The sequence below is a fragment of the Streptomyces sp. NPDC054765 genome (assembly GCF_053612065.1).
Genome location: NZ_JBSHBP010000010.1, coordinates 12,237 through 38,883, shown reverse-complemented (window position 1 = coordinate 38,883; position 26,647 = coordinate 12,237). Strand labels below are relative to the sequence as shown.

Genomic DNA, 26,647 nt, shown 5'->3' with positions numbered 1-26,647 from the left:
AGGCTCCGCGCCTCTGGTTCCTCCGGGCCGGGCGGGCCATCGGGACATGGGACCGATGAGGCCCACGAGCCGGCAGACCGCAGTGGTCAGCCGACGGCGAGGGAGATGGCGACGTAGTGCGCGGTGAAGCCTGCCACCGTCAGGGCGTGGAAGACCTCGTGAAAGCCGAACCAGCGAGGTGAGGGGTCGGGGCGCTGGAGGGCGTAGACCACCGCGCCCACGCTGTAGAGGAGACCGCCGGTCACGACCAGGGTGAGTACGGCCACTCCGCCGGTGTGCAAGAAGTCGGGCAGGTAGCGCACCGGTGCCCAGCCCAGGGCCAGGTAGCAGGGGGTGTACAGCCAGCGGGGAGCTCCGACCCACAGGACGCGGAAGGCGATGCCGACCAGCGCCCCCGTCCACACGACCCACAGCAGGACGGGTCGCTGAGCCGAAGTGAGGAGGAGCACGGCCAGGGGGGTGCAGGTGCCGGCGATGATGAGGAAAATGTTGGCGTGGTCGAGACGACGCAGAACGGCCTCACCGAGCGCCCCCCAGGTACCGCGGTGGTAGATGGCGCTCGTCCCGAACAGCAGCAAGGCGGTGACGGCGTACACAGTGCAGGCCAGGGCAGCCTGCGGGGTCCGGGCCAGGCGGATCAGGACGACGCCAGCAATCAGCGCGGCGGGGACCGTTGCGGCGTGGAGCCAGCCACGAAGCTTCGGCTTCATCGGCTCCACCAGGTCGGCCCCTCGCTCCACCAGAGCGGCAATCGGGTGAGGGCCCTCACCGGCACTGGCGCGGTGCGCTCCGCGGGGTTGGCCGGCTGGAGCACGTTCCCCCCTCACCGGGGCGAGGGGCTCACTTCCGGATTCGGCGGCGTCGCGGGACACAGCTTCCGTCCTCCTTCGGGCTGTCGGGCCTCGCTGACAACCAGGTAGCCACGGCAGGAGTGACCCCGCAACAGCGTTCGGGGAGGTCAGCCTCGGACCGTCGGGCCTGCATCGCCACAGCCGTCAGGTCAGGCCCGGGCCGGGTGCCCCAGCAAGGCCGACGCCGTCTCCAGTGGTGTGAGACCGGTCGGCGGCACGAGCGCGGCAGCCGGGCGGCACACGAAGCCGAGGCGGCTCAGGGCTCGGGTCACTTCACCGGCGGAGAAGTCACGGCGGTCCTGCCGGGTGATGATCTCCCCGACCTGCTTGACGGGGTAATGGCGGCGGCCGATGAGCACGGACTCACCCGTAACGGGTTCGGGTTTGATGCCCTTCATTGCATCCTGCACCTCGGTCTTGAGCAGGTCGAAGGGGAAGCGGGCGATGACGACGCGCATAGTGCCTCTACAAGGTCGAAGAGAAGCCGGAAACGGATCGCCGGCCCGGGCGGGAGCGGTATCAACGGGTGAGGACGACGACGCTCAGGGCGTGCCCGTCCTCACCGATCACGGGCGAGGCCCCGCAGCGCGCGTTGCGTCGCCGGCTGCCTTGCCGGAGCGGTCCGCCTGGGGGTGGCTCTGAAGCATCGACGAAAGCCTCCGTGACGAGGGTGATCCGACGAACTGAGCGTGATTGTCCGGGACCGGCCTAGGCGGCCGGGGCCGAGGAGGTCTGCCGCGCAGTCGGTGTCGCGGTTCGGGCTGATCCGGCGGCACGGCGGGCCTGGGCGGGGCGGCTGCGGCGGCCGCGCGTGGAGGAGCCGCTGCGCTTGGCGCGTTCGACGACCGGTGCGGCGATGGTGACCGGGATGCCGGAGGGGGCCTGGGCGCCGGTGATGCGGCTCAGTTCGGCCTCTCCGGAGCGGACCTGGGTGGACTGCGGGGTGATGCCCGCGTCGGCCATCAGGCGATTCATGGTGCGGCGCTGGTTGGGCAGGACGAGGGTGACGACGCTGCCGGACTCGCCGGCGCGGGCGGTGCGTCCCCCGCGGTGCAGGTAGTCCTTGTGATCGCTCGGCGGGTCGACGTTGACGACGAGGTCGAGGTTGTCGACGTGGATGCCGCGGGCCGCGACGTTGGTGGCCACCAGGACCGTGACGTGGCCGGTCTTGAACTGGGCCAGGGTGCGGGTGCGCTGGGGCTGGGACTTGCCGCCGTGCAGGGCCGCTGCGCGCACGCCGCTGTTCAGCAGGTGTTGGGTGAGGTTGTCGACCGCGTGCTTGGTGTCCAGGAACATGATCGACCGGCCTTCGCGGGCCGCGATCTCGGTGGTGGTGGCGTGCTTGTCGGCACCGTGGACGTGCAGCACGTGGTGCTCCATCGTGGTCACGGCGCCCGCCGAGGGATCGACGGAGTGGACCACCGGGTCGGTGAGGTAACGCCGGACCAGGAGGTCCACGTTGCGGTCCAGGGTGGCCGAGAAGAGCATGCGCTGCCCCTCGGGCCGGACCTGGTCGAGCAGGGCGGTGACCTGAGGCATGAAGCCCATGTCGGCCATCTGGTCGGCCTCGTCCAGCACGGTGATGGCGACCTGGTCGAGGCGGCAGTCGCCGCGCTCGATGAGGTCCTTGAGCCGTCCCGGCGTGGCGACGACCACTTCGACGCCGCCGCGCAGTGCGCTGGACTGGCGGCCGATCGACATCCCGCCGACGACAGTGGCCGTCCGCAGCTTCAGCGACCGGGCGTAGGGGGTGAGCGCGTCGGTGACCTGCTGGGCCAGCTCCCGGGTGGGGACCAGGACCAGGGCCAGCGGCTGGCGGGGCTCGGCGCGCTGTCCGGCGGTGCGGGCCAGCAAGGCCAGACCGAAGGCCAGCGTCTTGCCCGATCCGGTACGTCCGCGGCCGAGAACATCGCGTCCGGCCAGCGAGTTCGGCAGCGTGGCGGCCTGGATGGGGAACGGGGCGGACATGCCTTCCGCGCTGAGGGCCGCCAGCAGCGCCGCCGGCATGTCCAGCTCGGCGAAAGTTTCGGCCGGGGGCAGGGCGGGAGTGTGGGTGACGGGCAGGGCGAACTCTCCCTGCAGTGTCGCGGGACGCCGTCCGGAGCCCCCGGAACGGCCCGTGCCCGAGCGGTTCGGCCCACCGGAGCGGTAGCCACGGCCTGAGCCGGACGAGCCGGCAGAGCGGGAGTAGCGGTCATTCGTGCGAGCTGTGCGGTTCAAGGAGAACCTTCCTCGATGGGGTACGTCGAGGAATTCCCGGCAGCGATGAGCCGCACACAAAGAATCGCAAGAACGAACCGATGAATTGAGATGAAACGAAGCGGGGCGGAAATATGTCGACCCTGCACGCCGAAGCGGGAACGGCAACGTCGCAAAAGAAGAGCGAAACAGTTGCCGGATCATGAATCCGGGCGGATTGCCCGCCGTGTCATAGCGGTCGGGAAGTCGAACTGACTGCCCGCACGCCGCGTGTGCGGCCGTTGTGGGGCACACGGGAAACACCGAAAAGCAACGAGCTGGGCCCCGCACCCAAGGTGCGGGCCCCAGCTACGGTGTACGCGTCAGCGTCAGGCGGGAACGATGTTCTCGGCCTGCGGGCCCTTCTGGCCCTGCGTGACGTCGAAGTTCACCTTCTGGCCTTCCTGCAGCTCGCGGAAGCCCTGGGCAGCGATGTTCGAGTAGTGGGCGAAGACGTCGGCGCCGCCACCCTCCTGCTCGATGAAGCCGAAACCCTTTTCCGCGTTGAACCACTTCACGGTGCCAGTAGCCATGTCATATCTCCTTCGGGGCAGTGCCGGAGCCCACACCCTGCGGACTCCGTATCGCTGCGTTGATTACCCGTCCGGAAATAAACACCGGAAAATACGAAAGCGCTCCGCCATGTACGACAGCGAGCACGCTTGAAGTCTTTGGGAACCACAACTGCAACTGGGATCGACGGTAGCACGGTACTGGCGGCCATGCGCGGCACATGATCCCGACGCTTTTGAGAGGGTAAAAAACCCTTACCGCACCAGTGGCCATTTCTGCAGTTGCGGCATGAGATATTCAGCATCGGCGCTCGCCCGTATTCGACCGGAAATGCGTCGACCTCCTCGGCCACCGCCCAGGCTCCGCAGGCACGGGCCGGGCTCCATCCGTGCCTGGCCGAACCACACCACACCGCGCAACCGTCGGGGGCGGATCGCGGCGCGGCACGGCCTGTACCGGGCCACCGAATCAGCAGTCCAAGCGGCGCGGGGGTTCAGAACACTCAAGATCACCCGGGAGGACGAGGGTCCGTGCTCGCGGCCACGGCAACCGCCTTCGCCCTATCTGCCACGTCAAGAACTTCGGCTCGTTCGAGGCAGGCCGCCTCGGTCCTGCAAGGTAAAGAGCGGGCGCTGTGAGCCGTGCCCGCCGGGGATCGTCCGACGCTGCCTGAGGCAACCCCGACGAACCTTTGCAAGCGGGGTGGTGAGCACGCCGGCCCTGCACACTTGCACCAGCAATCCCGCCGCGGGTACCCGCGTGCCCCTCTCTTCCGCCTGCCCGCAAGGGAATCTTGACGGCAAGCAGTTGCCTCCCGACGACGCCCGTGCCCTCCGCATGCCCCGACGAGCGGTAAATCACGGTCAATACGGGTCTCCACCGCCCCTTTTCACTCTGCCCCACAGCCCGCGTTTACGCAGGTCAGACCCGCAATGGCGCGTACGCGCCCCGTTGATTCCCAAGCTCAGAGCGCGGGTTCGATTCCCGTCACCCGCTCCACACGGAAGCCCCAGGTCAGCGACCTGGGGCTTGTTTGTTGCCTAGACCATTTCTAGGCAGCGTGCCATTCGCGTGCCATAACGCACCGACCACCGCGGCGAATTGGCGCCCGCAACCTCCTCTGCAGCGACTTGATCGTCCGCCATCTCGAATCGCGAGACGCGATCTACGTGGCCTGCGTCACATACCGCTGGGTGGCCTGCAACGATGCACCTGCGAATAGCCACGGCCGAGACCGTTCTGCACCGTCTGCGGTTGCACGCATGCCATCGAGCGTCGAGCGCCCTCTGGTTGCGCGAGAACTGCGAAAGTCCAGGTGCGCTGTCAGTGCGCGGCTCTAGCGTGCGGCCATGACCTTCACATACGTGCCGCCGGTCCCTGCGGAGCAGATCCGCCAGCTGCCCACCAGAGACGTCGCGCTCCTCCTCCTGCAGCACCTCACGGACAGCAACAGCCGACATCTTCAGTTCGGCGGGCTGGTCAATTCGGCACGCCAGGCTTTCCAGAGCGAGCCCGATGAAGACGCACTACTGGACGGGCTTGCGGACGCTTAGACGTGGCTGGAGTCACGCGCCCTGCTGTCACGAGACCACACGCAGTCCGACGCCTTCCGACGAGTCTCTCGGGAGGGCAAGGAGCTGGCGGAGGACCCGGCCGGGATAGTTCAGTACCACCGCCGTTCCGCCACCACGGCCATGACGCCGACCCGGCCGGTCCGCCGGGAGACCCGCTGACGCTGCTCGCCACCGAAACCGACCTGACCGGACTCGACTTCACCGGCCTGGACCTGCGCCCGGCACTGCGCCGTGATCCGCGCCCCCGGACGTTCACCCGCTGCACCTTCACCGAAGCCAACCTGCGCGGCGCCCACCTCGCCGAAGCCGTCTTCACCGACTGCACCGCCACAGCAGCCGACTTCACCGGCGCCCTGCTCGATCAGGCCCGCTGGCAGGGCGGCAGCGCCGCCGGCGCCAAATTCACCGACGCCGACTGCGGCGACCTCACCTGCGACAGCGCCGACCTGGCCAACACCAAGTGGGGCGGCGCCCTGCTCGCCGATGCCGCCTTCACCGGCTGCCGCATGATCGGAGCCCGCCTCACCGGCCACCGCGGACTGGGCCTCACTCTCGCCCGCTGCAACCTGGCCGTCGCCAACCTCAACGGCCTGAGCCTGCGCGGCACCCACCTCGTCGGCATCCGCTTCACCGAAGCCGACCTCGGCGGCGTCGACTTCCGTGACTGGATCCTCGAAGACTGCCGACTCGCCGAAGCCAACCTACGGGCCGCCGACTTCACCGGCGCCGATCTACGCGGCGCCGACCTCGGCGAACTCACCATCGCCATCGCCGCACAGTTCCGCGGCGCGGTCATCTCCCCGAGCCAGGCCGCCCAAATCTGCACCGCCCTCGGCCTGAACGTCATCAGCTGAAGCCACACCGCCGCGCGGGGCGCGGGCCGCGGGGCCGCCAGGGTAGGCGGGCCGGCCACGCTGGTCGCCCTCGTGGTCGGCGCCGGCGGCCTCAGCGCCAGACCTACGCCGGTACGGGGTCTCCCAGGATTCCGCGCAGGACCGTACCCGCGGACGGCGAGGCTTCGGCTACCTGCCTCAGTTCGAGGTCGACGTCCTTGCGACGCAGCTCCGCGAGTTCCTCGGGACGCATCGAGGCGAAGGCGCCAAGGAGGATCATCAGCCGCCAGCGCAGCCCGATCATGTCGGCTCCGCCGTCTGTGCAGTCCCGGAGGTGTCCGGGGCAGGTGGGCATGCGTCGGATGGTGAGCGTGCGGTCGGTCAGGTGATGGTGCAGAGCCGTTTGGTGGCCCGGGTGAGGGCGACGTAGAGGTCCCGCTCGCCGCAGGGACGGGCCGAAGCGATCTCCTCGGGGGCAGCGACGACGACGGTGTCGAACTCCAGGCCGCGTGCCTCGGAGGCGGGCACGAGGGTCGCCCACTCGGTGATCCCGGCGGCGGCCAGTTCCTCCATCCTGGGGTCGGCGCAGATCACTCCGCACAGGTCACCCGGGTTCGCCGCAGCCTGCGCCTTGAGTTCCCCGGCGATGGCGGTGGCGAGGGTGCAGGGATGGGCGGTGAGACTGCGTGGCGCATCGCCGTGGCGGATCGAGGTACTGGGGCTCTGGTCGGGGGCGATCCGTGCGAGCAGGTCGCGGGTGGACGCCAGGATTTCCTGGGTGGTGCGGTAGCTGACGGTCAGGGTGTGCAGGGCGAATCGGGTGCCCAGGTGCGGGCCCAATGCCTCGGTCCAGTCGCGGGCGGTGGCAGCAGGGCCCGCCTGGGCGAAGTCGCCGACCAGGGTCATGGACCGAGCCGGGCAGCGGCGGACGACCATGCGCCACTGCATGGCGCTCAGCTCCTGGGCCTCGTCGACCACGACGTGTCCGAAGGTGCGCGCGGGCGGGCCGTCCACCAGGCTCGTGGCCTCGTCCAGCAGCGGCAGATCGGCGCCCGTCCACGGCGCGTCCACCCTACGCAGCAGACGTTCGTGCTCGTGGCCGGTCAGCGACGGCAGCCGTGCTGCCAGCACGTCCGCGTCGGCGAGCAGAGCGTTGACGACGGCCTCGGGCGTCAGCCACGGCCACAGCAGTCCGACGGCGCGGTCCACCTGGACGCTCTCTGCTAGCTCCGCTCGCACGGTGTCCCGGTCGAACTCGTCGGCCACGTGTGCGGCCGGGCCGTCGAATCCGAGGGTGCGCAGGTCGGCCTGGGTGGCCCGGTCGAGGTCCAGGCCGGTGCTCTGGGCGACCTCGGCATCGATGCGCTCCAGCGCGTCGACGGCGCCACGCTCCACCGCGTCGATGACCGCGTCGATGAGCTGTTCCTTGAACACCTCCCGCGCCCGGTTGTGCGCCAATCCGCTCCGGACGGCCTCGTCCCGGGCCTCTGCGACTTCCTGGCGGTCCAGGCGAATCCATTCCTGGCCGACCTGCACGGCGAAGTCGCCGCTGGGCGCCTGGAGGGCGCGCACCAGACCGGCCAGCGCCTGGGCCATGGGGGCGTTGCCCTTGAGGCGTGCCACGTCGGCCGGGACGCCGGCGGTGGGTTGCGTCCCGGTCAGGTCCGCGGTGGTCGCCAGGACGACGTCGTTCTCGCCGAGTGAGGGCAGGACGTGGGCGATGTAGTCGAGGAAGCGGGTGTTCGGGCCGAGCACCAGGACGCCCTGCTCGGCGGCCCGGGGGAAGGCGTAGAGCACGTACGCCGCCCGGTGCAGGGCGACCACGGTCTTGCCGGTGCCGGGGCCGCCCTGCACCACGGTCACACCCCGGTGCGAGGAGCGCACGATCTCGTCCTGCTCCACCTGGAGCGTCGACACCGCTGTGCCCATCCGTCCGGTGCGCTGCGCCTCCAGTGCCGCCACCAGCGGGCCGTCGCCGACGACGTCACCGGCGGTGGGTGCGGAGCCGTCGAGCACTTCATCCCTGACCTCGCCCACCGTGCGTTCTTCCAGGCGCAGGTGGCGGCGTCGGCGCAGTCCCAGCGGATGGACGGGGGTGGCCGTATAGAAGGGGCGTGCCGCATCCGCGCGCCAGTCCACCAGCAGGGGCAGCTCCCGGTCCTCGGTGTGCAGGCCGAGCCGCCCGATGTGCAGGACCGTGCCGTCGGCGTGGTCGATCCGGCCGAAGCACAGTCCCTCCTCGGCCTCTTCGAGACGGCCCAGCCGGCCGGTCAGGTACTCAACGGCGATATCGCGCGCATACACCTCGCCGGCGTTCTCGGCGGGTGCCTTCCATACCCGCCTGAGCTCCTCGCGCACGTCGGTGAGCTGCTGGTCGAGCAGCTTGTACATGGCGGAGACATAGGCCTGTTCCGCCTCGGTCTGACCTGCGTACCCGGCGTCAACCTGCGACAACGTGGGCCTCCTCGTGGTGCGGTGTGCGTGCGATCCCCCGGCGCTGTCCGGGCCGGATCAGGCCGTGACGGCGTCCTTCGCGGCCACGGCCTGCGCGGTGCCGCCCGCCTCAGTACTGGCGGGCGGGGCGGGGATCGCGGCGGCGACCGCGGCCGCGACGAGGGCGACGCCGCAGCCGATCAGCAGGCCGACACGGAAGCCGTTCTCCGAGGGGAGGGGGTAGCCGCCCATGGTGACGGTCATCTGCGAGAGCACGGCGGCCACGACCGCGGCCGACACGGAGGTGCCCAGCGAGCGCATGAGGGTGTTGAAGCTGTTGGCCGACGCAGTCTCGGACAGCGGGACACCGCTCATGATCAGCGCGGGCATCGCGCCGTAGGCCAGGCCCACCCCGGCGTTGGCGACCAGGGTCGCGGCCAGCACGCCCCAGGTGGATCCCATCAGCGCGATCGAGAGGCCGTAGCCGACGGCGATGGCCAACGATCCGGCGATGAGCGTGACCTTCGGGCCGCGCGCGGCCGAGAGCCGACCGCCCAGCGGGGACACGGCCATCATCATCAGACCGCCGGGCGCCAGCCACAGGCCCATCGCCAGCATCGACTGCCCCAGGCCGTAGCCGGTGGCCTCGGGCAGCTGCAACAGCTGCGGCATGATCAGCGCCTGGGCGTACATGCCGAAGCCCACCAGCACCGACGCACCATTGGTCAGCAGCACCCGCGGTCGGGCCGTCACCCGCAGGTCCACCAGCGGGTCCGCGCTGCGCAGCTCCCACCGCCCCCACAGCAGCAGGATGGCTGCGGCGACGGTGAACAGACCGAGGGTCCGGGCGCTGCCCCAGCCCCAGTCGCCGCCCTTGGAGACCGGCAGCAGCAGGCAGACCAGCCCCGCCCCAAGGCCCAGGGCGCCGACGAAGTCGAAGCGCCCCCCGGCCGCAGCGCGGGTGGCGGGGGCGGGCACCAAGGACCAGATCATCACGATGATGCCTACGGTCAGGACGCCGGCGCCCCAGAACAGCGCACGCCAGCTGGCGTAGTCGGCAACCGCCGCGGCGATGGGCAGGCCGAGGCCGCCGCCGATACCCATGGACGCGCTGACCAACGCGATCGCGGAGCCCAGACGCTGGGGCGGCAGGACATCGCGCAGCAGGCTGATGCCCAGCGGCACCAGGCCCATGCCCATGCCCTGTAGCGCCCGGCCGATGATCATCGGCACGACGGAGGAGGTCAGGGCGCACAGCACCGACCCGATCAGCAGCGGTATGCAGCAGGCCAGCAGCATGCGCCGCTTGCCCAGCAGGTCACCGAGGCGTCCGCTGATGGGCACGAACACGGCGGCCGAGAGCAGCGTCGCGGTGATGACCCAGGAGGCGTTGGCCGGGGAGGTGTGCAGCAACTGGGGCAGCTCGCTGATCAGCGGGGTCACCAAGGTCTGCATGATCGCGGCCACGGTGCCGGTGAAGGCGAGCGTGGCGACGATCCCGCCGGTGCGCGAAGTGGTCTGTTCGGGAGAGATGACAGGCTCCTCAGGGGTGCAGGGCCGACGAATGATGTGCACCATACACATGGCGTGCACCACGCACAAAGATTGCGAAACGCACACAATGTGTGCCGCGCATAATGTGTTCACGCGACACATCTCTGTCATTCTTGAGACCGGACCCACGGAACCCGCAGGTCACCGCAGTAATGGGAAGGACATTCGCCATGGGCGGCCCCACGCATCTGGTCGAGCTCGAATACCTCGTATTCGGTCGGCATCGGTACCTCAGCGATACCGACAGCCGTCCCGCGGGCAGCCAGATGGAACGCAGCGTCTACATCCTGCTCAGCCGCATCGCGGCCCAGGGCCCGATGTCCATCGGCGAGCTCAGCGACGCCTTCGGCCTCGACGTCTCCACCCTGAACCGTCGCACCGCCGCCATGAAAAGCGCCGGCCTCGTCGACCGGATCCCCGACCCCGAGGGCGGCATGGCCCGCAAGTTCCGTATCACCGAAGCAGGCACCCGCCGCCTCACCGAAGAGCGCGAGGCCCATATCCGCGCCCTGGACCTCGTCATGGCTGACTGGCCAGAGGGAGAGATCGCCGCTTTCGCCGGCTACCTCCGCCGGTTCAACACCAGTATCGAACGCATCGACGGACGCACCTGGCCGCGCCCCTCACACCCCGACGAGACCTGACCCCAAGAGGCACCGGGCCGTGGCGCCCCACACGGCAAGCTCGCAGTCCCTTACGAGGCGACCGTCCTCGTAACAGCCATCAACGAGTGGCGGTGAACAGCACATTCGATACCGCATTAGGTGCACTGTCCCGGCGCATTGGCGGCTCGGCGCCGGTGACCCGACAGCATGCTCACGCCTTCCCCTCAGGGCGATCTCGTCGAGCAGTCCGCGAACGCGCTGCCCGATCCCGTCACGGGTGGCCGCCCGGCCTCGACACCCTGACCGGCGGGATCGGGCAACTGCCGGTCGAGGCGCCGCTTGCCGGGGAAGACGGGGCAGGTGTCGCCGCAGCCCATCCTGATGACGACTTCGGTCGCCTGCACGGCCTCGGGAGTGAGCACCTTGGGCACCTCGGCCGAGATATAGGCCGTCGGGGCCACCGCGTGAGCGCCGCGCCCGAGCACCAGTTGCGATCAGGCGGCCCCGGAGAAGGAGCTGGCAGGACGATGCGGAAGCCCCGGGAACTTTGCCCAGCGGTGCGTGCGCAATCTGACGGTACGGCGGACTCCTGGAAGCCACGTTTCCACACGGATCGGCGGCCAAAAGCACTACTCCACAAGCGTCGCGAACGACCGTGCCCCATCCATGCCCTTCAGTCCGGTCAACACCGGTCACGAGGGGCGTGACGGGACACCGCCGGACAATGAGGAAAGCAGCATTTCCGCAGGTCAGAGCTGAACGATCGGCCCAGACCCCGTTGATTCCCAAGCTCAGAGCGCGGGTTCGATTCCCGTCACCCGCTCCATAGTTGAGGCCCAGGTCGGCGACCTGGGCCTTGTTTGTTGTCTAGACCATTTTCGGGTCGACCAGCCCTCCACCAGCCCTATCCACCTAACGGAAGGGCAGGTTTCGCCAACTCCCGCACCGACTCAGGCACCTTGAGAGCCAAGCGTCTCAAATGGCAAGACACATCTTCTGTGGTTTGCGTCACCCGCGCCTAAGTTGTCGTGGGATTGCCGATGCAAAACGGGCCTGCGGCAAGGGCGCGCCCGCTGCCCCATGCCGACATCCGCGCCATGCGGGAGTTCGTCTCCGCAGCAACCCGCGACGGCCAGCCCGTCACCGAAGAAGCGGTCCACGACGGCCTTGTCCGCGAGTACGGCATGGGACGTAAGCCCCAGAGCGCCAACCCGGGGGCCAGGCCCTGCTGCGCGACCTCTCCAGCAGCGGCTCCATCGCCATCTTCGTCACCATCAGCGAACCGCCGCTGCCGCCCTCAACACGCCCACAGCTAAGGGCGATCACCACCGCCGTCCGCACCAAATGACCTGCCCCCGCGTCAGGACCAGGGCCAAGTGGTCCGAGCCGCCGACCGGCGGCGCAGTGCAGTGCACGAACATCGAAAAGCACAGATGTTCGCTTCCTGATTTTTAGTCAGCAAGGAAGGGGATTTCTGGAAGTCACCCCCCAGCATGGTGTTTTGGGGCGCGCCCCAGCAACCAGAGCCGCCTAAGCCGCGTCTTCCACGGAAAGTCACGTGCCCCACTGATCGAATTCGTCCGGGGTTGATCGAAATCTTCCGGGCGCCGCAGATCCGGCATAGGGCACGCGATCTGAGTAGCATGCTGGGCTTTAGGAAACGAGAGCCATTCAGTAATCGCACACACGAACAGTGGACGGGGGCTAACTCATGATCATCAGGTGCGGCAGGCAAAGGATGAGGATCATCCTTGCGGTCGCCACGGCTTCGGCAATGGCAAGCGGGTTGGTGGGCACTATCGGAGCCGGAACGGCTGGCGCGCAGTCGTCGCCCGCATTCGGCTATACGTGCTCGGCGGCCCTGATCGGCGATCAGCCTTTCACAGCAGAGATCCACTCGGACATCTCGAATTCGGTCGCGGTCGGCGCGCCCAGCAAGCCCATCGCCGTCAACGCGGTGGCGACGGTGGGCGCGAGTTTCACCCAGTGGCTCAACAGGGCGGGCATGAAGACCCTCGGGGGCACGGTGGACGCGAGGGCCCATGTAGCCGCGCCACAGGACGACTTCGACGTCACGGTCCCCTTCCACATGGCCACGACCAGCGTCCCGGCATCCGGTCCCTTCAACGTCACGGCAACCGCCGGCGCGACCACGCGCACCTTCAGCCATCCAGGCCACGGGACGGTCACCGCCGGCAACCTCACCCTCCACCTCCTCGCGAAGAACGCGACCGGCACCATCACACTCGCGGGCGACGCGCCATGCACCCTGAACACCGGCCAAAGCAACGTCGTGACGTCCTTCAACATCACGAAGCCGAGTTCAGCGCCCTCCGCCCCTCCGAGCCCTTCGACCGGACCGGTGGCCTCCGCCACTCCGCGGCCGACGACCGGACCGGTGGGCGCTGCCGTTCCCAAACCGACGATGTCAGAGGGCACCGGGCCCGCAAAGGACAGCGCGGCCACGCCCGGCAATCCGAGCCCCAGGGCTTCCAGCCCCACACCGGTGACGGACTCCCCCCGTCCGACGCCGAGGTCGACCAAACCCACGATCGCCCCTAAGCCCTCGACCGCCGGCCAGGACACCGGGGACCTCATCCTGCTGGCCGTGGGCGCGCTCGTCGCATGCGCCGCCGCCTTCCTCCTCGGCACGCGGCTGAAAAAACACCACCGCACCGGTGATGACGGAGGGGATCAGCGGTACATCAACCCGAAGCCTGACTGGCCTACCGAAGGTGCCAAGGCCGGAAGGGGCGACGTCAGTTGCCACCGGAAGGTCTTGATTGCCGCTGCCCCCCAGCATCGAGGGTGTGACGGTAGGGCAACATCGCACGGCAGCACGGGCCGGAAGGTTACGGACGGCCGGACTCCTCTGAATGAACGTCATGTTCCACACCAGGCCGGTCATCAGGGCGTCAGCGCGCGGGCTAGCGGTGGCGTCGATCTGGACAGCCAACTCGCGGGCTTGCTACAGAGTAAAGACGTCGATGTCGTGGCCGACGAGAAGCCCAGCACCGAATACGTTCGACAGGCGTAGTGAACGACCACCCGCCTGCGTAACGGAGGCTCAAGCAGGGCGGCAGGCAGGTACAGGCGCCTGCCTGCCGGGGTGGCGAGGACGGCTACGGAATCCGACTATCTGCGTGAAGAGGGAGGTGCCTCTGTTGGCTGAGATCGACACTTTGCTTAGCCAGATCATGCCTGCAGTTGAAGCGGGTGCGTACGGCGTCGGCGTGCTGACCAGAGCCGAGGACGAGGCGGCCGGAGCGACGGTGCGGCTGGGACAGCAGCTGCTCGCCCGGATCCTGCACCGTGGAACCGACGCCGCGTCGGTTGAGGCCACCGTCAGCGACCTGGCGGGGAGGGGTGAGGACCCGGACGTACGAGCCGCACTGCGCCGGCAGATCAAAAAAGCGCTGAGGGACGACCCGCAGTTCACCGGTGAGTTGTCGGCGATGCTGCCTGAGCGCCCGGCCGCACAGGCCACCGGGGCGCGCAGCGTCTCCGTCACGGACAATGCCGGGATCATCTCCACCGGCGATGGCGCGACGAACATCCTGTACCGGTGAGCGTCGCGCCGGATCCGCAGGAGTCGGGGCCCGCCGCACATACTCCTGACCAGTCGGGCAGCGAATGGCCGCCGATCACGGTCGGAGACGTCTCGGGCATTCTCAGCATCGGCGACCACAATGTCAACGTGCTCTTCACCAAAGGGTTCTCCGCCGAGGGCGCACTGACCAAGTTGGTCGAGCAACTCGTGCATGCAGTGCGCGCCGAGCGCCGCTCCGTTGATAAGGAGCTGGCCGACAAGGCCGATCTGCTCGCTAATGAGGTCCACGCGCGCCTGCGGCAGGAGGAGGAACAACTGCGGCTACGGGATGGGGACCTGCTTGTGCGCTGGCGACCGGTGCCTGGGAGAGTGCTCGGCCGCGGGGGAGACATCCGCAACGCCCCGGCTGGGGCAACGGATGCTGCCCCGCTGGACCTGGCCGGTCAAGGGGACGAGATCACGGCCGTCCTCGAGCGGGCAAAGTCCCGCTGGCTGATGGTGCTGGGGCGGGCAGGCTCAGGGAAGAGCGCCCTGGCCCTACGTTTCGCACTGACCCGCCTGGAAGCGCGTCCTGGTGCCCACAAAGCACCGGTGCCGGTGATCTTCAGTCTCGGATCATGGAATCCCAAAACTACCCCGCTGCGAAATTGGTTGATCAGCCGGTTGGAGCGGGATCAGCCCTTTCTCGCCGAGGCTGGCCCCAGCGGTAATAAGACGTGGGCCGCCACGCTGGTGGGTGCCGACTACGTGCTACCGATCCTGGACGGGTTCGACGAGATCGCCGTCGGTCTGCGCAAAGACGCGCTGATAGCACTCAACAGCTGCACCATGCCGCTGCTCGTGACCAGTCGCCGCGCCGAAATCGAAGCCGCCAGGGAAGAAACCAAGGTGGTGCCCTCCGCCGCCGCTATCGAATTGATCGACCTCAACCTGGACGCCTCCGTCAATTACCTGCAGAAGGCCACCGGCACAACTCTCCCCGACGGTAGGGACGTCGCCCCCGAGGACGGGTGGGCTTACGTCCTGAGTGAGTTACGCCGCCGTCCCCACACACAGGCCAGCGCCAATCTCGCCGCCGTGCTGACTACCCCCTTGATGGTCACACTTGCCCGATTTATCTACGAATCCGAGCGCAACCCATCGGAACTGCTGACAGCCGAGGAGCTCGACACCCGAGAAGCCCTTGAAAAGCACCTCTTGGACATCTTCATCCCTACCGCCTACAAGCGCTTTCTCAGCACCGAGCCCGCAGCAGGAGAACCCCGGCGCTGGGACCCCGAACGCGCCCAGCACTGGCTCGGCTACCTCGCCGCACATCTGACGGAACTCAAAACGCCCGACATCGAATGGTGGCGGCTGGGGACCACCGTGAAGCTGCGCTGGCTCATGCTGCGGGTCGGGGTCACGGTCGGAATCGCGTCCGGACTCGTGGCCGGGCTCGTTTTCGGGTCCGAGGGCGGGCTCCTGTACGGGCCCGCGTACGGGCTCATGGCGGCAGGCATCACCGGCCCGGTGAACGGGCTCGGGCTGGGTCTGACCTTCGGGCTCATGCACGGGTTCGTCACGAAGATGAAGGTCGGCGGACCGAAGTTCGAACCGTCGCTCATGGAGATCAGGCTTCGGGGCTGGACGGAGAACGGGACGAAGACAAGACTGCGGGAGAGCTTTCGCCCCAGAGTCACGGGCGGGCTCGCCGGTGGTCTCCTGTTCGGACTCCTGTGGGCGCTCGGAAGCGCGGCCTTGCTGGCCCTCCGGGGTGTCCCCGGGCCCGTGATCGCGCTGGGTGCGGGGGAGCAACTCGCGGGCGGGATCGGCCTGGGGTTCGCGATGGGGCTCATCGCCGCGCTCGGGGCCGGGTTCGAGACTGTCATCCCGAAAGAGAAACACGCCCTCCCGTCGGTCCTGTTGAACACGAACCGCGCCACCGTACTCAAGCAGATACTCACTATCGGGCTCGTGATCGGGTCCGGGTACGGGATCGTATTCGGGCTCGCGACGAACAGTGCCCTGGCCGGACTCGGGGCCGGACTGGCGGCCGGATCCGTGATCGCGCTCGGGGTCGGCACCATGACCGCCTGGGGACGTTGGGTAGTCCTGGCCCGAATCTGGCTGCCCCTGACGGGATGGTTGCCGAGGGACCTGGACGCGTTCCTGCAGGACGCCTACGAGCGAGGCATCCTGCGCCAGGTCGGCACGGTCTACCAGTTCCGCCACGCCCGGCTCCGGGACCACCTGTGCGCGACCGCCGGCACCCCGCCTGAGCGCATCCTTCACCGTACCGGCAACCTGGACCGCCTGTTCAACGTCGCCGACACCGATGGCGACGGCTACGTCGACGGGGCCGACTACCAGCGGATCGTCGATCGCTACCGCACCGCCTACAAGCTCGCCGCGGACGCCCCCGAGGCGAAGGCTCTGGCGTTCTTCTACCAGGAGTACTGGGCCGGTCTGCAGCGTCACGCGAAGACCGACGGCCGCCTGTCTCGCGAACAGCACCGCACCGCTGCCGGCGCGACTACCGCAGACCCGGCTCTGCACGAGCCGGTCGCGGTCTTCGGAGCGACGGTGTTCGAGGTTATCGATGCGGACCGCGATGGCTACATCGGAGAGAAGGAGCTGACGCGGTACCTCGAAATGTGGGACCTTGCCAGAGACGCCTCGCGCGTGCTGGGCCAGCTGGACACCGACGGCGACGGCTGCCTCAGCAAGGGTGATCTGAGCCGCGCGATCAACGCGTACTTCTACTCCCCCGACCTGGGTGGCACGGGCAGCGTGTTCTTCGGCGTCGCGTAACCCCCCGCCCGGGGTGTTCAGCGGTCGATGTCACGATGGGCCCCGGCGAGGGCCAAGGCCCCGGCAGACCCGGCCTGGCCCATGGAGTTGGTCCAGGCGTAGACCTCGGTGACCACACCGTCCGGGGCGGCTCAGCCTCGTCCGCGTACCACAAAACTCACGTCAACGGTCGGCTCCACCGTTGACCGGCTGCCACCGACACGGTCCTCAGCCGGAGTGCTGCCGCTTCCCCGCCTGGAGCTGCTCGGCTGCCTCCCGGCGCTGCTGGCGCACCTCGGCGTCGATGCTCTTCGCGAGCTTGCGCTGGTGTTTCTTCTTGGAGTGCTGGTAGATCAGCTGAGCCTTCGGGCTGGACTGGCCCGCGCGGACCATGAGGTCCTTGAGCTTCGCGCCTGAGTCGGCCGCAAGAGTGTTGCCGGTGTGGCGAAGGTCGTAGAAGCGGAAGTTGTCAGGCAGTCCCACCGCGATGCGTGCCTTGCGCCACTTGCGCCCGAAGGACGACCGCCGCAGAGCGGCCCCACGCTCGCCCACGATGAGGAGTCCGTCCGGCTCCTTCTCCGCGAACCACTGAAGGTGGCGGCGCAGCTCGGGCACGATGAAGTCGGGTAGGTACACCGCACGCTTGCCCGCCCGCGACTTCGGATTGCCGATCACCTTCTTGCCGTTCGTCAGCTCTGGTGTGGCGCGCCTGATCCACACCACGCCCTCGTCGAGGTCGATATCGCTGCGGCGCAGCTCCGCGAGTTCTTCGGGACGCAAGGACGCGAAGGCACCCAGGAAGATCATGATGCGCCAGCGTGGTCCAATGGCTTCGGCCAGCGCGTAGCCAGGTACTTGTGGGCCATCGCCGAGCACTCCAGGTGCCGGCCCGGCCGGCCGCGGCCCCACGGGGTCTCCCAGCTGGGCTCGCCGTCCCGTGCCGCCTTCCACATGGCGAAGTCGCGCGGGTCCCGCTTGCCTGTCTCGCCCGCGCCGGACGGCTGCAGCAGATTGTCCAACTCCTGGTTGGACAGCTCCAGATAGCCGGGGAAGGACTTCACGTCGAAGTAGACGTTGCCGTCGGCGGCGTAGGCGTGGCCGCGCTCGATCAGGCCGCGCATCATCTCGACCATCTCGGGGACGTGCCCGGTGGCGCGCGGTTCGTAGGTCGGGCGCAGGCAGCCGAGAGCGTCGTACGCCGTGTTGAAGGCGACCTCGTTCTCGTAGCCGATCGACCACCACGGGCGGCCCTGCTCGGCCGACTTCGCGATGATCTTGTCGTCGATGTCCGTCACATTGCGCACGAACGTGACGTCATAGCCGCGGTAGGCGAACCAGCGGCGCATGATGTCGAAGTTCAGTCCCGACCGGATATGCTCGATGTGTGGGGCGGCCTGCACGGTCGCGCCACACAGGTAGATCGAGACACAGCCCGGCGTGAGCGGGGTGAAATCGCGAATCTGCCGGGCGCTGGTGTCGTATAAGTGGATGGTCATGGCGTCCCCTCAGGGGGATCAGGATGCAGCACGGGCAGCCTTGATGAAGGCTTCGATCAAGGCAGGGTCTTTGACCCCTCGGGTGCTCTCGATGCCGCTGGAGACATCGACGCCCCAGGGGCGAGTGGCCTGGATGGCGTCGGACACGTTGCCGGGAGTCAGACCGCCGGCCAGAAGCCATGGTGAGCCGGGAGACTGGAAGGTTTTGCGGGACCAGTCCCAGGGGACCCCTGCGCCGGGGGTGGGCGCGTCGAGGAGAAGGATGTCCTCGCCCAGCTGCCCGCGCCGAGGCAGGGGTTCCCGGTAGGCGGTTCCCCGGATGAGGGTCCAGCCTTCTTGCCCGAGCTCGGTGTAGTGGGCCCGTCCTTCGTTCCCGTGGAGCTGCAGGGCGCGCACGCCGGTGAGATCGGCCAACGAGCGGACTTCCGACGCCGCCTGATTGCGGAAGACACCGACGGTCATCACAGTGGACGGGACGCGCCTGACGAGCCGTATGGCAGTGGTCGCGTCTACCCGGCGAGGGCTGTCGGCGAACATGAAGCCGATGGCGTCGGCCCCGACCTCGACCACCTTGTCCACGTCTTGTTCGGTCTTCAGCCCGCAGAGCTTGATGAACAGGTGATTTTGCATCCGGGTCCTCACATGGATTCGCCCGCCCCGGAAGCGCGTCCGGGTCGGGCGAGTAGACGTCGGGTCAGGCGGTCAGCGGCTGGCGAGGGCCAGCTGGACGCCGAGGCCCACGAAGGCCACGGCGAAAGTGCGGCGCATCCATGCCAGCACCTTCGGCTTGGTGATGATGTGGTCGCGAACTGCCGCTGCGAAGGCGCCGTAGATAGCGAATACGACGAACGTCATGATCATGAATACGGCCGAGAGTTCGAGCATCTGCGGGAGCGTGTTGGTGCTGGTGGCGGGGACGAACTGGGGCAGGAACGCCAGGAAGAACATGGACAGCTTCGGATTGAGGAAGTTGATCAGAATGGCGGTCCCGGTGACGCCGGCCGCCGACTTCTCGGTCTTCGCGTCGCCCTCGGTGTCGATCTTCATCGAGCCCTTCTCCCGCAGGGTCTGCCAGGCGAGGAAGAGGAGATAGGCGACACCGGCCCACTTGAAGCTCTCGAAGGCCACTGCGCTGGTGTGCAGGATCGCGGCCAGGCCGGCGATCGCCGCAGCCAAATGCGGGACGATCCCGAGGGTGCAGCCGAAGGCTGCCACAACCGACATGCGCAGTCCGCGAGTCACTCCCGTGGCCACGGTATAGACAGCGCCGGTCCCGGGTGAGACCACGATGATGAAGGCCGTGATCAGACACTCAATACTCATGGATGAGTGCTCCCTTGGGGGCGTGCAGTCGGACAGCGCTACTTTGCCAGGAGCGAGCGAGTGGCGGCCTCGACATCGGGTGAACGCATCAGGCTTTCGCCGACGAGGAACGTGGTGATGCCGGCCGCCGCCATGCGCTGGAGGTCTTGCAGGGTGCTCAATCCGCTTTCGCCGACCACGAGACGGTCCTGGGGAACCTTCGGCGCCAGGTTCTCGGCTGTGGTCAGGGTTGTTTCCATGGTCTTCAGGTTGCGGTTGTTGATTCCTATCAGCCGGGACCGCAGGCGGGACGCGCGCTCCAGCTCCTCCAGGTCGTGGACCTCGACCAGGACGTCCGTACCGAGTTCGTGTGCGGTGCCTTCGATGGCTGCTGCGGTCTCGTCGTCGACGGTGGAGAGCATCAGAAGGATGGCATCGGCGCCCCACGCGCGGGCCTCAAGAACCTGGTAGGGGTCAATCATGAAGTCCTTGCGCAGCAGAGGGATTTCGGCGGTGGTACGAGCGCCGGTGGGGCACGGTTGCCCTGCTTGGCCACCGGAACGCCGGCACCTGCCACGATCAGTCCGGCACAGGTAGAGATGTTGTACGAGCCCGAGCAGTCGCCCCCGGTACCCAGGATGTCGACTGTGCCCGCTGGTGCGGTCACGGAGCGCATTTTGCCCCGCAGGGTGGCGGCGGCGCCGGCAATCTCGTCGACGGTCTCCCCCCGGACGCGCAGGGCCATCAGGAAAGCGCCCATCTGCGAGGGGGTCGCGTCGCCCGACGTCATGACGGTGAAGGCTTCGGCAGCCTCCTGCCGGCTGAGCGAGTGGCCGTCGGCTGTCTTGGCGAGAAACTCCTTGAACGTCCCCATCAAGCGGCACCTTTCGGGGGGAAGGGCTGGTCCCAGTCCGGCGTGACGTTCTCGCGCTGGTAGGGGGTCCGGTCGGTGAGACCGGTGTCGAGGGTGCGGGCGAACAGGTGCCCGCTGTGCACGGCGGCGGCGATGATCCCGGGCCGCAGGGAGTCCCCGACCCGGACGACGCGCCGTATCCCGGCCTCTTCCAGGGCCTGGGTGCCCAGCCCGGTCAGCTCCTGGTACAAGGAGTCCCGGGGGTTTTGGCCCGTGGAGAGCACCACGGCGTCGGCGGCCACGGCGGTTTCGAGTCCGGTGTAGGTGCACGCCAGGTAGGCCGTGCCCGGTTCGACGCGGGCCAGCGCGGCGGACGTGTGCACGGCGACGCAGCGCTCCATGACGCGCCGCTGGACACGCTTTTGTTCCGCGGTGAACTGGGTGAAGGCCGCGACCACCGGCTCCGGGGTCGCGAAGACCACCTCGCACCCGGCGTCCGCGAGACGTTCGGCGATGACGGTGGCCATGTAGTAGTGCTCGTCGTCGTAGATCACGACGCGGCCTTCGGGAAGCCGGCCGTCCATGATGTCGTCCGGAGTGAAGACCGCGACATCGCCCAGGCCCGGAATGGGGTCGCTGCGGTGGCGCCCCACGCCGTTGTTCCGCCAGGTCGCTCCGGTGGCGACGCCGACGACGGAGCACCCCGCTTCCAGAACGAGGTCGGCCGTGACGTGGTTGCCGGGCAGCAGCTGCACGTTCTTCATGCGCTTGAGCTGTTCGAGGCGCCAGTCCCGCACCCGGCCGTAGGTCGCGAGGCCGGGCAGCCTCGATTCACGGGTGGCGCGCCCACCGAGTTCCCGGCCGGCCTCGCAGAGGATCACCTCGTAACCGCGCTGGCCCAGGCCGCGGGCGGCTTCCAGTCCCGCGGGCCCTCCGCCGACCACGAGGATGGTGTCGTCGGTGTCCTTGGGCGGGATGGTCTCGGGGTGCCAGCCCCGCCGCCATTCCTCGCCGGTCGTGGGGTTCTGGGTGCAGCGGAAGGGCGCTCCCATGGAGTCGAAGGCCAGACAGATGTTGCAGCCGATGCACTCGCGGATGTCATTGAAGGCCGGCGCTCAAGGAGGACCACCCCGACACCGAACTGCACCTGATCGGGCCACTCCAGTCCAACAAGGCCCGCGAGGCCGTGGCCCTGTTCGACGTCATCCACTCCCTGGACCGCACGTCCCTCGCCAAGGCACTGTCGCGCCAGTGCGAGAACCAGACACGGCACCCGGCGATGTTCGAAACGCGTTCTGCACAGCCGCATTCTCATAGCGGCAGCCCACGCCAGGCCGAATGCCGACGAGCGCAGGGCGACGCCACACCGCCGGCGGCAGACCGCCATCCGGGACGCGCGTGGTGGCTCTCGGGTCCCTTGCACCTACGCCAAACGGCACCACCGGGTAGCCGGCACCGCATTCCCTGCCCTGCAGTGTCAGCTCGGAGCGCGGGTTCGATTCCTGTCACCCGCTCCATATCCGTGCCGGAAGGCCAAGCTCACGCCTGCCCCTCAGGGGCGATCTCGTCGATCAGTTCGCGAATCCGCTTCTCGATGTCGTCACGGATGGGGCGGACGGCATCGACGCCCTGCCCGGCAGGGTCGGTCAACTGCCAGTCGATGTACCGCTTACCGGGGAAGACCGGGCAGGTGTCGCCGCAGCCCATCGTGATCACGACGTCGGATGCCTGCACCGCCTCGACGGTGAGCACCTTGGGCACCTCGGCCGAGACATCGATGCCAGCCTCGGCCATTGCCGCGATGACGGCCGGGTTCACGGCGTCGGCGGGGGCGGACCCGGCGGACCGCACCTGTACGCGGTCGCCCGCGAGGTGCGTGAGGAACGCGGCGGCCATCTGCGAGCGGCCGGCGTTGTGGACGCAGACGAACAGCACGGAGGGCAGGGCGGCGTCAGACACGGGCAGGGCCTTCCTCGGGCAACGGTTCGGCGGTGGTGAAGAAGCGCCGTGCGTACAGCGCGACGTAGACGAGGCCGATCAGCACCGGCACTTCGATGAGCGGGCCGACCACGCCCGCGAGGGCCTGTCCGGAGGTGGCGCCGAAAGTCGCGATGGCTACCGCGATGGCCAGCTCGAAGTTGTTGCCGGCGGCCGTGAACGCGAGCGTCGTCGCACGGGAGTAGTTGAGTCCGACGGATCGTCCGAGTGCCATGGAGCCGGCCCACATCAGGGCGAAGTACACGAGCAGCGGCAGCGCGATGCGTGCCACATCGAGTGGCTGCGAGGTGATCGCGTCGCCTTGCAGCGCGAAGAGCAGCACGATCGTGAACAGCAGTCCGTACAGCGCGAACGGCCCGATCCTCGGGAGCAGCTTCGCCTCGTACCACGTACGCCCCTTGGCCTTCTCGCCGATCCGGCGCGTGAGGTACCCGGCAGCGAGCGGGATACCGAGGAAGATCAGCACGCTGCGGGCGATCTCCCACACGGACACGTCGAGGCCGGCCTGCTCAAGCCCGAGCCACCCGGGCAGCACGGACAGGTAGAACCAGCCGAGGGCCGAGAATGCGATGACCTGGAAAACGGAGTTCAGCGCCACCAGGACGGCGGCGGCCTCGCGGTCGCCACAGGCCAGGTCGTTCCAGATGATGACCATGGCGATACAGCGGGCCAGCCCCACGATGATCAAGCCAGTGCGGTACTCGGGCAGGTCCGCCAGGAACAGCCATGCCAACGCGAACATGAGCGCCGGGCCGACGATCCAGTTCAGCAGCAGCGAGGGCAACAACAGCCGACGGTCACGGGTGACGGTGTCGAGCCGGTCGTAGCGCACCTTCGCGAGAACCGGGTACATCATCACCAGCAGGCCGAGCGCGATGGGCAGCGATACGCCGGTCACGGTGACCTTGGCGAGGGCGTCCCCAAGGCCGGGTACGACGCGGCCGAGACCGAGGCCGAGAGCCATCGCGGCGAGGATCCAGACGGCGAGGTACCGGTCGAGGAACGACAGGCGGCCGGCGACGGCCTGCTCGGGCACGGCGCTCACAAGGCAGCCCCAGCGGCCTCAGCCGGGGCAGGAAGGGGCTCGCCGGCGGGGCGCGTCAGGATGCCCGCGAGGCGGTCCGTCATCTCGGGCAGCAGCCAGTAGTAGACCCACGTGCCGCGCCGCTCGCAGTCGATGAGGCCGGCCTGCCGGAGCAGCTTGAGGTGGTGCGAGATCGTCGGCTGTGACAGGTCGAACGCAGGGGTCAGGTCGCAGACGCAGACCTCGCCTCCGGCGCGCGAGGCGATCATCGACAGCAGGCGCAGCCGCACCGGGTCGCCCAGCGCCTTGAACACCTTCGCCAGCTCTTCGGCCTGCCCCTCGTCGAGGGGAGCTGTCAGCAGCCCCGGGCAGCACGCACCTGCCTCATCGGTCTGACCGAGCACCACAAGCTCTTGTTTCGACATGCTTCTATGTTGACGTTTTTCGATCCAAGGCGCAAGCTTGCATCGAAAGACATCAATGCAAGCCGATGGGAGACCGCCATGTCCCGCGCACAGCTCGCCCTTCGCGTCAGCGACCTCGAAGCGTCGATCACCTTTTACTCGAAGCTGTTCGGCGCCGAACCGGCCAAGCGACGCGACGGCTACGCGAACTTCGCCCTCACCGAACCGCCGCTCAAGCTCGTGCTGATCGAGGGCGAGCCCGGACAGGACACCCGCCTCGACCACCTTGGCGTGGAGGTCGAGTCCACGGACCAGGTGACGGCCGCCACGACCCGCCTCAAGGACGCCGGCCTCGCCACGTTCGAGGAGAACGACACCTCGTGCTGCTACGCCCTCCAGGACAAGGTGTGGGTACACGGCCCCGGCAAGGAGCCGTGGGAGGTCTACGTCGTCAAGGCCGACGCCGACACCCTCGGCAAGAGCGACGATCCGTCCGCAGGAACCGGCAGTGACGCCTGCTGCGCGAGCAAGACGGTCGAAGCGGACCAAGCGGACCCTGTCGCGGGTTGCGGCTGCGGAAGCTGATGCCCGCCCCTTGCCCCCCAGCAAAATCTGCGACCAGGGGACACCCCGGACGAGAAGGGCCCGGCAGGACGATGCGGAGTCCCCTGGCTCGTTGCGCCCGCCTTGCATGCACCAACCTGTTGGCACGGCGGGCTTTTGGGCGCCCCCCTTCCTCACCGACCAGCGTCCAGAGCACTGCACGACAAGCGCCACGAATGTCCGTGCCCCATCCGTGCCCTTCAGGCCGGTCAACAGCGGTCACGCGGGGCAGCATGGGGCACCATCGGACGATGCCACGAGGCAGCATGTCTGCAGGTCAGAGCCGGATCATTGCTCCAAGCCCCGTTGATTCCCAAGCTCAGAGCGCGAGTTCGATTCTCGTCACACGCTCCACGACAAAGGCCCAGGTCAGCCTCGGCTTCTGCCGGTCGACGCAGACCTCGGCCGGGGTGGCGACAACCAGCGCGACCGCGGGCATCTGGTGCCGTTTGGCGGCGGCGATCAGGTTGGCCCGCACCCACTGTTCGACGTTGGTCGCGTTCCCTGGCAAGTCGTTGTGTTCGATCACTGAAGCCCCAGACTCCCGCGTGGGAATGACAGCCAGAGGTGGGTGCAACCGTGGGCGGCCCCGAGTTTGATCACGGTGGCGGATCGCCAACCGACGGCGCTGCGCCGCGGGGCCCCGGCACACCGCATGACCAGTACCGACGCTGGGTCGCGTCACCGGGCGCGATTGATCTGCTCCTCTGTGCAGAATGCCCTCGTGCGAGCTGCAGGGCGCCCAGGACCGGGCGCAGGGCTTCGACGGCGCGCACGCCGCCGTCGAAGCCGTAGGAGACAAGACCGACGGCCTTGTTGTTCCACTCGGCGTAGACGCGGTCGAGGGCGTTCTTCAGGACGCCGGGGAAGGAGTGGTTGTACTCGGGGGTGACGAGCACGTAGCCGTCGTAGGCGGCGACGGTCGTGGCCCACTGCCGGGTGTGCGGGTGGGTGTAGCGGCCCATGGCAGGGGGGAACGGTTCGTCGATCTGCGGCAGGTCGACCTCGGCGAGGTCGATCAGGTCGTAGTCGGCGTCGCCGCGCTTCTGAGCCTGCTCCAGGACCCACTGTGCGACGCGTTCGCCGGCACGTCCGGTGCGGGTGCTGCCGAGCATAATCGCGATCTTCGTCATCGTGCCTCCGGTAGATGAAAGGGACGGTCGGTTCCCCGCCCCCGGGCGGTCGGTCTGCGACCGCGCGTGATGAGCCCCATGGGCGCCCGCTTGCCGAGGGGCGGTGCCGGTGTCGGCCCGCGGGCGGGGAGTCAGAGGGCAGGGGTTCAGTGGCTGGTGGCCGGGGCTCGGGGGGTGAGGAAGGAGTCGAGATGGGTGAAGACCGTCTCGGGCTTCTCGCGGATGGGCAGGTGTCCTGCGCCGGGGATGAGTTCGAATCGCGCGTGGGGGAACGCCGCGGCGTAGGCGCGGCCGAAGCCGGGGGTGACGACTGTGTCGTCGGTGCCCCAGATCACCAGGACCGGGCAGGTGACGGTGGAAAGGCGGGGCAGCATGCCGGAGTCTGCCATGGCCGGCCCGGCGTAGGCGCGCATGGCGGCCATCGACTGCGCGGACGGTCCGCCCTGCGGCGCCAGTCCTCCGGCCGCCGGAGCCGGTGGCCCGGCGGGCACGGTGATCTGCTGGCCGGGTATGACGGGGCCGATGGCGTCCATGAGGACGAGCCGGGAGATCCGGCCCTCGCGGTCGTCCAGGACGGTCTGGGTGGCGACCCAGCCGCCGAAGGACGTGCCGATCACCGTCACGTCGTTCCACCCGAGGTGGCCGAGCAGGTCCAGGTAGGCAGCGGCGAGTGCGGGCACGCAGTCCAGGACGTCGGGCCGTACGGTGCCCTCCCAGCCCGGATGGGTCGGCGCGACCACCCTGTGATCCGGTGCAAGGTGGTCGATCAGGGGCGTGATGCTGGAGGGGCCGGGGCCGCCGTGCAGGACGAGGACCGGGCTGCCGCTGGTGCCGGCCTCGCGCAGGTCGAGGTCGAGGCCGGGCCGTACCGGGACGGTGCGCTGCAGGGGTGCGGTCATGAGGTGCTCCTG

General features: G+C 68.5%; 24 protein-coding genes and 4 pseudogenes. 7 read left to right on the top strand and 21 right to left on the bottom strand.

The window, feature by feature from the left end; all coding sequences use genetic code 11:
• Positions 1–86: 86 nt before the first annotated feature.
• From trhA to ACWGJY_RS09315, 4 genes are all read right to left on the bottom strand, one after another.
• Positions 87–740, bottom strand: a complete 654-nt coding sequence (gene trhA / locus ACWGJY_RS09330; protein ID WP_453260171.1) for a PAQR family membrane homeostasis protein TrhA — start codon at positions 738–740, stop codon at positions 87–89.
• A gap of 260 nt (positions 741–1,000) precedes the next feature.
• On the bottom strand, positions 1,001–1,309 hold the full coding sequence (locus ACWGJY_RS09325; protein WP_327156055.1) for an SCO5918 family protein: 309 nt from the start codon (positions 1,307–1,309) through the stop codon (positions 1,001–1,003).
• A 250-nt stretch (positions 1,310–1,559) separates the two neighbouring features.
• Positions 1,560–3,071, bottom strand: coding sequence for a DEAD/DEAH box helicase (locus tag ACWGJY_RS09320; protein ID WP_453260170.1), 1,512 nt, complete (start codon positions 3,069–3,071; stop codon positions 1,560–1,562).
• Positions 3,072–3,418: 347 nt separating this feature from the next.
• Entirely contained in the window at positions 3,419–3,622 is a 204-nt protein-coding gene (locus ACWGJY_RS09315; RefSeq protein WP_006604711.1) for a cold-shock protein, read from the bottom strand.
• 1,329 nt (positions 3,623–4,951) lie between these two features.
• Between ACWGJY_RS09315 and ACWGJY_RS09310 the strand changes: the two genes are divergently transcribed.
• Both ACWGJY_RS09310 and ACWGJY_RS09305 read left to right on the top strand, forming a co-directional pair.
• On the top strand, positions 4,952–5,155 hold the full coding sequence (locus ACWGJY_RS09310; RefSeq protein WP_453260169.1) for a hypothetical protein: 204 nt from the start codon (positions 4,952–4,954) through the stop codon (positions 5,153–5,155).
• Positions 5,156–5,157: 2 nt separating this feature from the next.
• Positions 5,158–6,030, top strand: a complete 873-nt coding sequence (locus ACWGJY_RS09305) for a pentapeptide repeat-containing protein (RefSeq protein WP_453260168.1) — start codon at positions 5,158–5,160, stop codon at positions 6,028–6,030.
• Positions 6,031–6,184: 154 nt separating this feature from the next.
• On the opposite strand, the pseudogene ACWGJY_RS09300 reads toward ACWGJY_RS09305, so the two are convergent.
• The 3 genes and pseudogenes from ACWGJY_RS09300 to ACWGJY_RS09290 all read right to left on the bottom strand — a co-directional run.
• Positions 6,185–6,319 (bottom strand): annotated as a pseudogene (locus ACWGJY_RS09300) (tyrosine-type recombinase/integrase); the annotation flags it as partial.
• Positions 6,320–6,390: 71 nt separating this feature from the next.
• Positions 6,391–8,463: a HelD family protein gene (locus ACWGJY_RS09295; protein ID WP_453260167.1), complete on the bottom strand. Its 2,073-nt coding sequence runs from the start codon at positions 8,461–8,463 to the stop codon at positions 6,391–6,393.
• A 57-nt stretch (positions 8,464–8,520) separates the two neighbouring features.
• Complete coding sequence (locus ACWGJY_RS09290) at positions 8,521–9,975, bottom strand: MFS transporter (RefSeq protein WP_453260252.1); 1,455 nt, start codon at positions 9,973–9,975, stop codon at positions 8,521–8,523.
• Between the two features lie 191 nt (positions 9,976–10,166).
• Here ACWGJY_RS09290 and ACWGJY_RS09285 point away from each other — a divergent pair, with 191 nt between their 5' ends.
• Positions 10,167–10,640, top strand: a complete 474-nt coding sequence (locus ACWGJY_RS09285) for a MarR family winged helix-turn-helix transcriptional regulator (RefSeq protein WP_453260166.1) — start codon at positions 10,167–10,169, stop codon at positions 10,638–10,640.
• Positions 10,641–10,829: 189 nt separating this feature from the next.
• On the opposite strand, the pseudogene ACWGJY_RS09280 reads toward ACWGJY_RS09285, so the two are convergent.
• Positions 10,830–11,044, bottom strand: a pseudogene (locus ACWGJY_RS09280) (phosphotyrosine protein phosphatase); the annotation flags it as partial.
• Between the two features lie 1,295 nt (positions 11,045–12,339).
• Between ACWGJY_RS09280 and ACWGJY_RS09275 the strand changes: the two are divergent.
• From ACWGJY_RS09275 to ACWGJY_RS09265, 3 genes are all read left to right on the top strand, one after another.
• Positions 12,340–13,638, top strand: coding sequence for a DUF6801 domain-containing protein (locus tag ACWGJY_RS09275; protein ID WP_453260165.1), 1,299 nt, complete (start codon positions 12,340–12,342; stop codon positions 13,636–13,638).
• A gap of 160 nt (positions 13,639–13,798) precedes the next feature.
• Positions 13,799–14,170 carry a hypothetical protein gene (locus ACWGJY_RS09270; protein ID WP_453260164.1) on the top strand — a complete coding sequence of 124 codons (372 nt, stop codon included), beginning with the start codon at positions 13,799–13,801 and terminating at the stop codon, positions 14,168–14,170.
• Positions 14,167–16,944: an NACHT domain-containing protein gene (locus ACWGJY_RS09265; RefSeq protein ID WP_453260163.1), complete on the top strand. Its 2,778-nt coding sequence runs from the start codon at positions 14,167–14,169 to the stop codon at positions 16,942–16,944. The genes ACWGJY_RS09270 and ACWGJY_RS09265 overlap by 4 nt, the downstream gene beginning before the upstream one ends.
• A gap of 207 nt (positions 16,945–17,151) precedes the next feature.
• Here ACWGJY_RS09265 and ACWGJY_RS09260 read toward each other — a convergent pair.
• From ACWGJY_RS09260 to ACWGJY_RS09215, 10 genes and pseudogenes are all read right to left on the bottom strand, one after another.
• A pseudogene (locus tag ACWGJY_RS09260) lies at positions 17,152–17,769 on the bottom strand (tyrosine-type recombinase/integrase); the annotation flags it as partial.
• Positions 17,766–18,419 (bottom strand): annotated as a pseudogene (locus ACWGJY_RS09255) (cysteine--tRNA ligase); the annotation flags it as partial. The pseudogenes ACWGJY_RS09255 and ACWGJY_RS09260, both read right to left, overlap by 4 nt.
• A gap of 18 nt (positions 18,420–18,437) precedes the next feature.
• Entirely contained in the window at positions 18,438–19,049 is a 612-nt protein-coding gene (locus ACWGJY_RS09250) for a phosphoribosylanthranilate isomerase (protein WP_453260162.1), read from the bottom strand.
• Positions 19,050–19,121: 72 nt separating this feature from the next.
• The gene (locus tag ACWGJY_RS09245; RefSeq protein ID WP_453260161.1) at positions 19,122–19,742 is read right to left on the bottom strand and encodes a LysE family translocator; all 621 of its coding nucleotides are present in this window, start codon (positions 19,740–19,742) and stop codon (positions 19,122–19,124) included.
• A 38-nt stretch (positions 19,743–19,780) separates the two neighbouring features.
• The gene (locus tag ACWGJY_RS09240; RefSeq protein ID WP_453260160.1) at positions 19,781–20,203 is read right to left on the bottom strand and encodes an indole-3-glycerol phosphate synthase TrpC; all 423 of its coding nucleotides are present in this window, start codon (positions 20,201–20,203) and stop codon (positions 19,781–19,783) included.
• Positions 20,200–20,595 (bottom strand): hypothetical protein, encoded by a 396-nt coding sequence (locus ACWGJY_RS09235; protein ID WP_453260159.1) that lies wholly within the window; start codon positions 20,593–20,595, stop codon positions 20,200–20,202. Before ACWGJY_RS09235 ends, ACWGJY_RS09240 begins: the two co-directional genes overlap by 4 nt.
• Positions 20,595–21,626 carry an FAD-dependent oxidoreductase gene (locus tag ACWGJY_RS09230; protein ID WP_453260158.1) on the bottom strand — a complete coding sequence of 344 codons (1,032 nt, stop codon included), beginning with the start codon at positions 21,624–21,626 and terminating at the stop codon, positions 20,595–20,597. The genes ACWGJY_RS09235 and ACWGJY_RS09230 overlap by 1 nt, the downstream gene beginning before the upstream one ends.
• A gap of 487 nt (positions 21,627–22,113) precedes the next feature.
• The gene (locus tag ACWGJY_RS09225; RefSeq protein ID WP_453260157.1) at positions 22,114–22,533 is read right to left on the bottom strand and encodes an arsenate reductase ArsC; all 420 of its coding nucleotides are present in this window, start codon (positions 22,531–22,533) and stop codon (positions 22,114–22,116) included.
• Positions 22,526–23,617 (bottom strand): ACR3 family arsenite efflux transporter, encoded by a 1,092-nt coding sequence (gene arsB, locus ACWGJY_RS09220; protein WP_453260156.1) that lies wholly within the window; start codon positions 23,615–23,617, stop codon positions 22,526–22,528. The genes ACWGJY_RS09225 and arsB overlap by 8 nt, the downstream gene beginning before the upstream one ends.
• Positions 23,614–24,021: an ArsR/SmtB family transcription factor gene (locus ACWGJY_RS09215; protein WP_453260155.1), complete on the bottom strand. Its 408-nt coding sequence runs from the start codon at positions 24,019–24,021 to the stop codon at positions 23,614–23,616. Before ACWGJY_RS09215 ends, arsB begins: the two co-directional genes overlap by 4 nt.
• Before the next feature lie 78 nt (positions 24,022–24,099).
• On the opposite strand from ACWGJY_RS09215, the gene ACWGJY_RS09210 reads away from it, so the two are divergent.
• The gene (locus tag ACWGJY_RS09210; protein WP_453260154.1) at positions 24,100–24,585 is read left to right on the top strand and encodes an ArsI/CadI family heavy metal resistance metalloenzyme; all 486 of its coding nucleotides are present in this window, start codon (positions 24,100–24,102) and stop codon (positions 24,583–24,585) included.
• Between the two features lie 337 nt (positions 24,586–24,922).
• On the opposite strand, the gene ACWGJY_RS09205 is transcribed toward ACWGJY_RS09210, so the two are convergent.
• From ACWGJY_RS09205 to ACWGJY_RS09195, 3 genes are all read right to left on the bottom strand, one after another.
• Positions 24,923–25,132, bottom strand: a complete 210-nt coding sequence (locus ACWGJY_RS09205) for an AAA family ATPase (protein ID WP_453260153.1) — start codon at positions 25,130–25,132, stop codon at positions 24,923–24,925.
• 70 nt (positions 25,133–25,202) lie between these two features.
• Positions 25,203–25,736 carry an NADPH-dependent FMN reductase gene (locus ACWGJY_RS09200; protein ID WP_453260152.1) on the bottom strand — a complete coding sequence of 178 codons (534 nt, stop codon included), beginning with the start codon at positions 25,734–25,736 and terminating at the stop codon, positions 25,203–25,205.
• A gap of 146 nt (positions 25,737–25,882) precedes the next feature.
• Complete coding sequence (locus ACWGJY_RS09195) at positions 25,883–26,635, bottom strand: alpha/beta fold hydrolase (protein ID WP_453260151.1); 753 nt, start codon at positions 26,633–26,635, stop codon at positions 25,883–25,885.
• Between the last annotated feature and the right edge of the window lie 12 nt (positions 26,636–26,647).

Coding starts and splice junctions, on each gene's coding strand:
- ACWGJY_RS09210 (WP_453260154.1), top strand. CDS start 24,100: ATGTCCCGCGCACAGCTCGCCCTTCGCGTCAGCGACCTCGAAGCGTCG.
- ACWGJY_RS09235 (WP_453260159.1), bottom strand. CDS start 20,595: ATGGGGACGTTCAAGGAGTTTCTCGCCAAGACAGCCGACGGCCACTCG.
- ACWGJY_RS09310 (WP_453260169.1), top strand. CDS start 4,952: ATGACCTTCACATACGTGCCGCCGGTCCCTGCGGAGCAGATCCGCCAG.
- ACWGJY_RS09195 (WP_453260151.1), bottom strand. CDS start 26,635: ATGACCGCACCCCTGCAGCGCACCGTCCCGGTACGGCCCGGCCTCGAC.
- ACWGJY_RS09315 (WP_006604711.1), bottom strand. CDS start 3,622: ATGGCTACTGGCACCGTGAAGTGGTTCAACGCGGAAAAGGGTTTCGGC.
- ACWGJY_RS09275 (WP_453260165.1), top strand. CDS start 12,340: ATGAGGATCATCCTTGCGGTCGCCACGGCTTCGGCAATGGCAAGCGGG.
- ACWGJY_RS09285 (WP_453260166.1), top strand. CDS start 10,167: ATGGGCGGCCCCACGCATCTGGTCGAGCTCGAATACCTCGTATTCGGT.
- ACWGJY_RS09230 (WP_453260158.1), bottom strand. CDS start 21,626: ATGGGAGCGCCCTTCCGCTGCACCCAGAACCCCACGACCGGCGAGGAA.
- ACWGJY_RS09325 (WP_327156055.1), bottom strand. CDS start 1,309: ATGCGCGTCGTCATCGCCCGCTTCCCCTTCGACCTGCTCAAGACCGAG.
- ACWGJY_RS09270 (WP_453260164.1), top strand. CDS start 13,799: ATGCCTGCAGTTGAAGCGGGTGCGTACGGCGTCGGCGTGCTGACCAGA.
- ACWGJY_RS09240 (WP_453260160.1), bottom strand. CDS start 20,203: ATGATTGACCCCTACCAGGTTCTTGAGGCCCGCGCGTGGGGCGCCGAT.
- ACWGJY_RS09215 (WP_453260155.1), bottom strand. CDS start 24,021: ATGTCGAAACAAGAGCTTGTGGTGCTCGGTCAGACCGATGAGGCAGGT.
- ACWGJY_RS09250 (WP_453260162.1), bottom strand. CDS start 19,049: ATGCAAAATCACCTGTTCATCAAGCTCTGCGGGCTGAAGACCGAACAA.
- ACWGJY_RS09200 (WP_453260152.1), bottom strand. CDS start 25,736: ATGACGAAGATCGCGATTATGCTCGGCAGCACCCGCACCGGACGTGCC.
- ACWGJY_RS09245 (WP_453260161.1), bottom strand. CDS start 19,742: ATGAGTATTGAGTGTCTGATCACGGCCTTCATCATCGTGGTCTCACCC.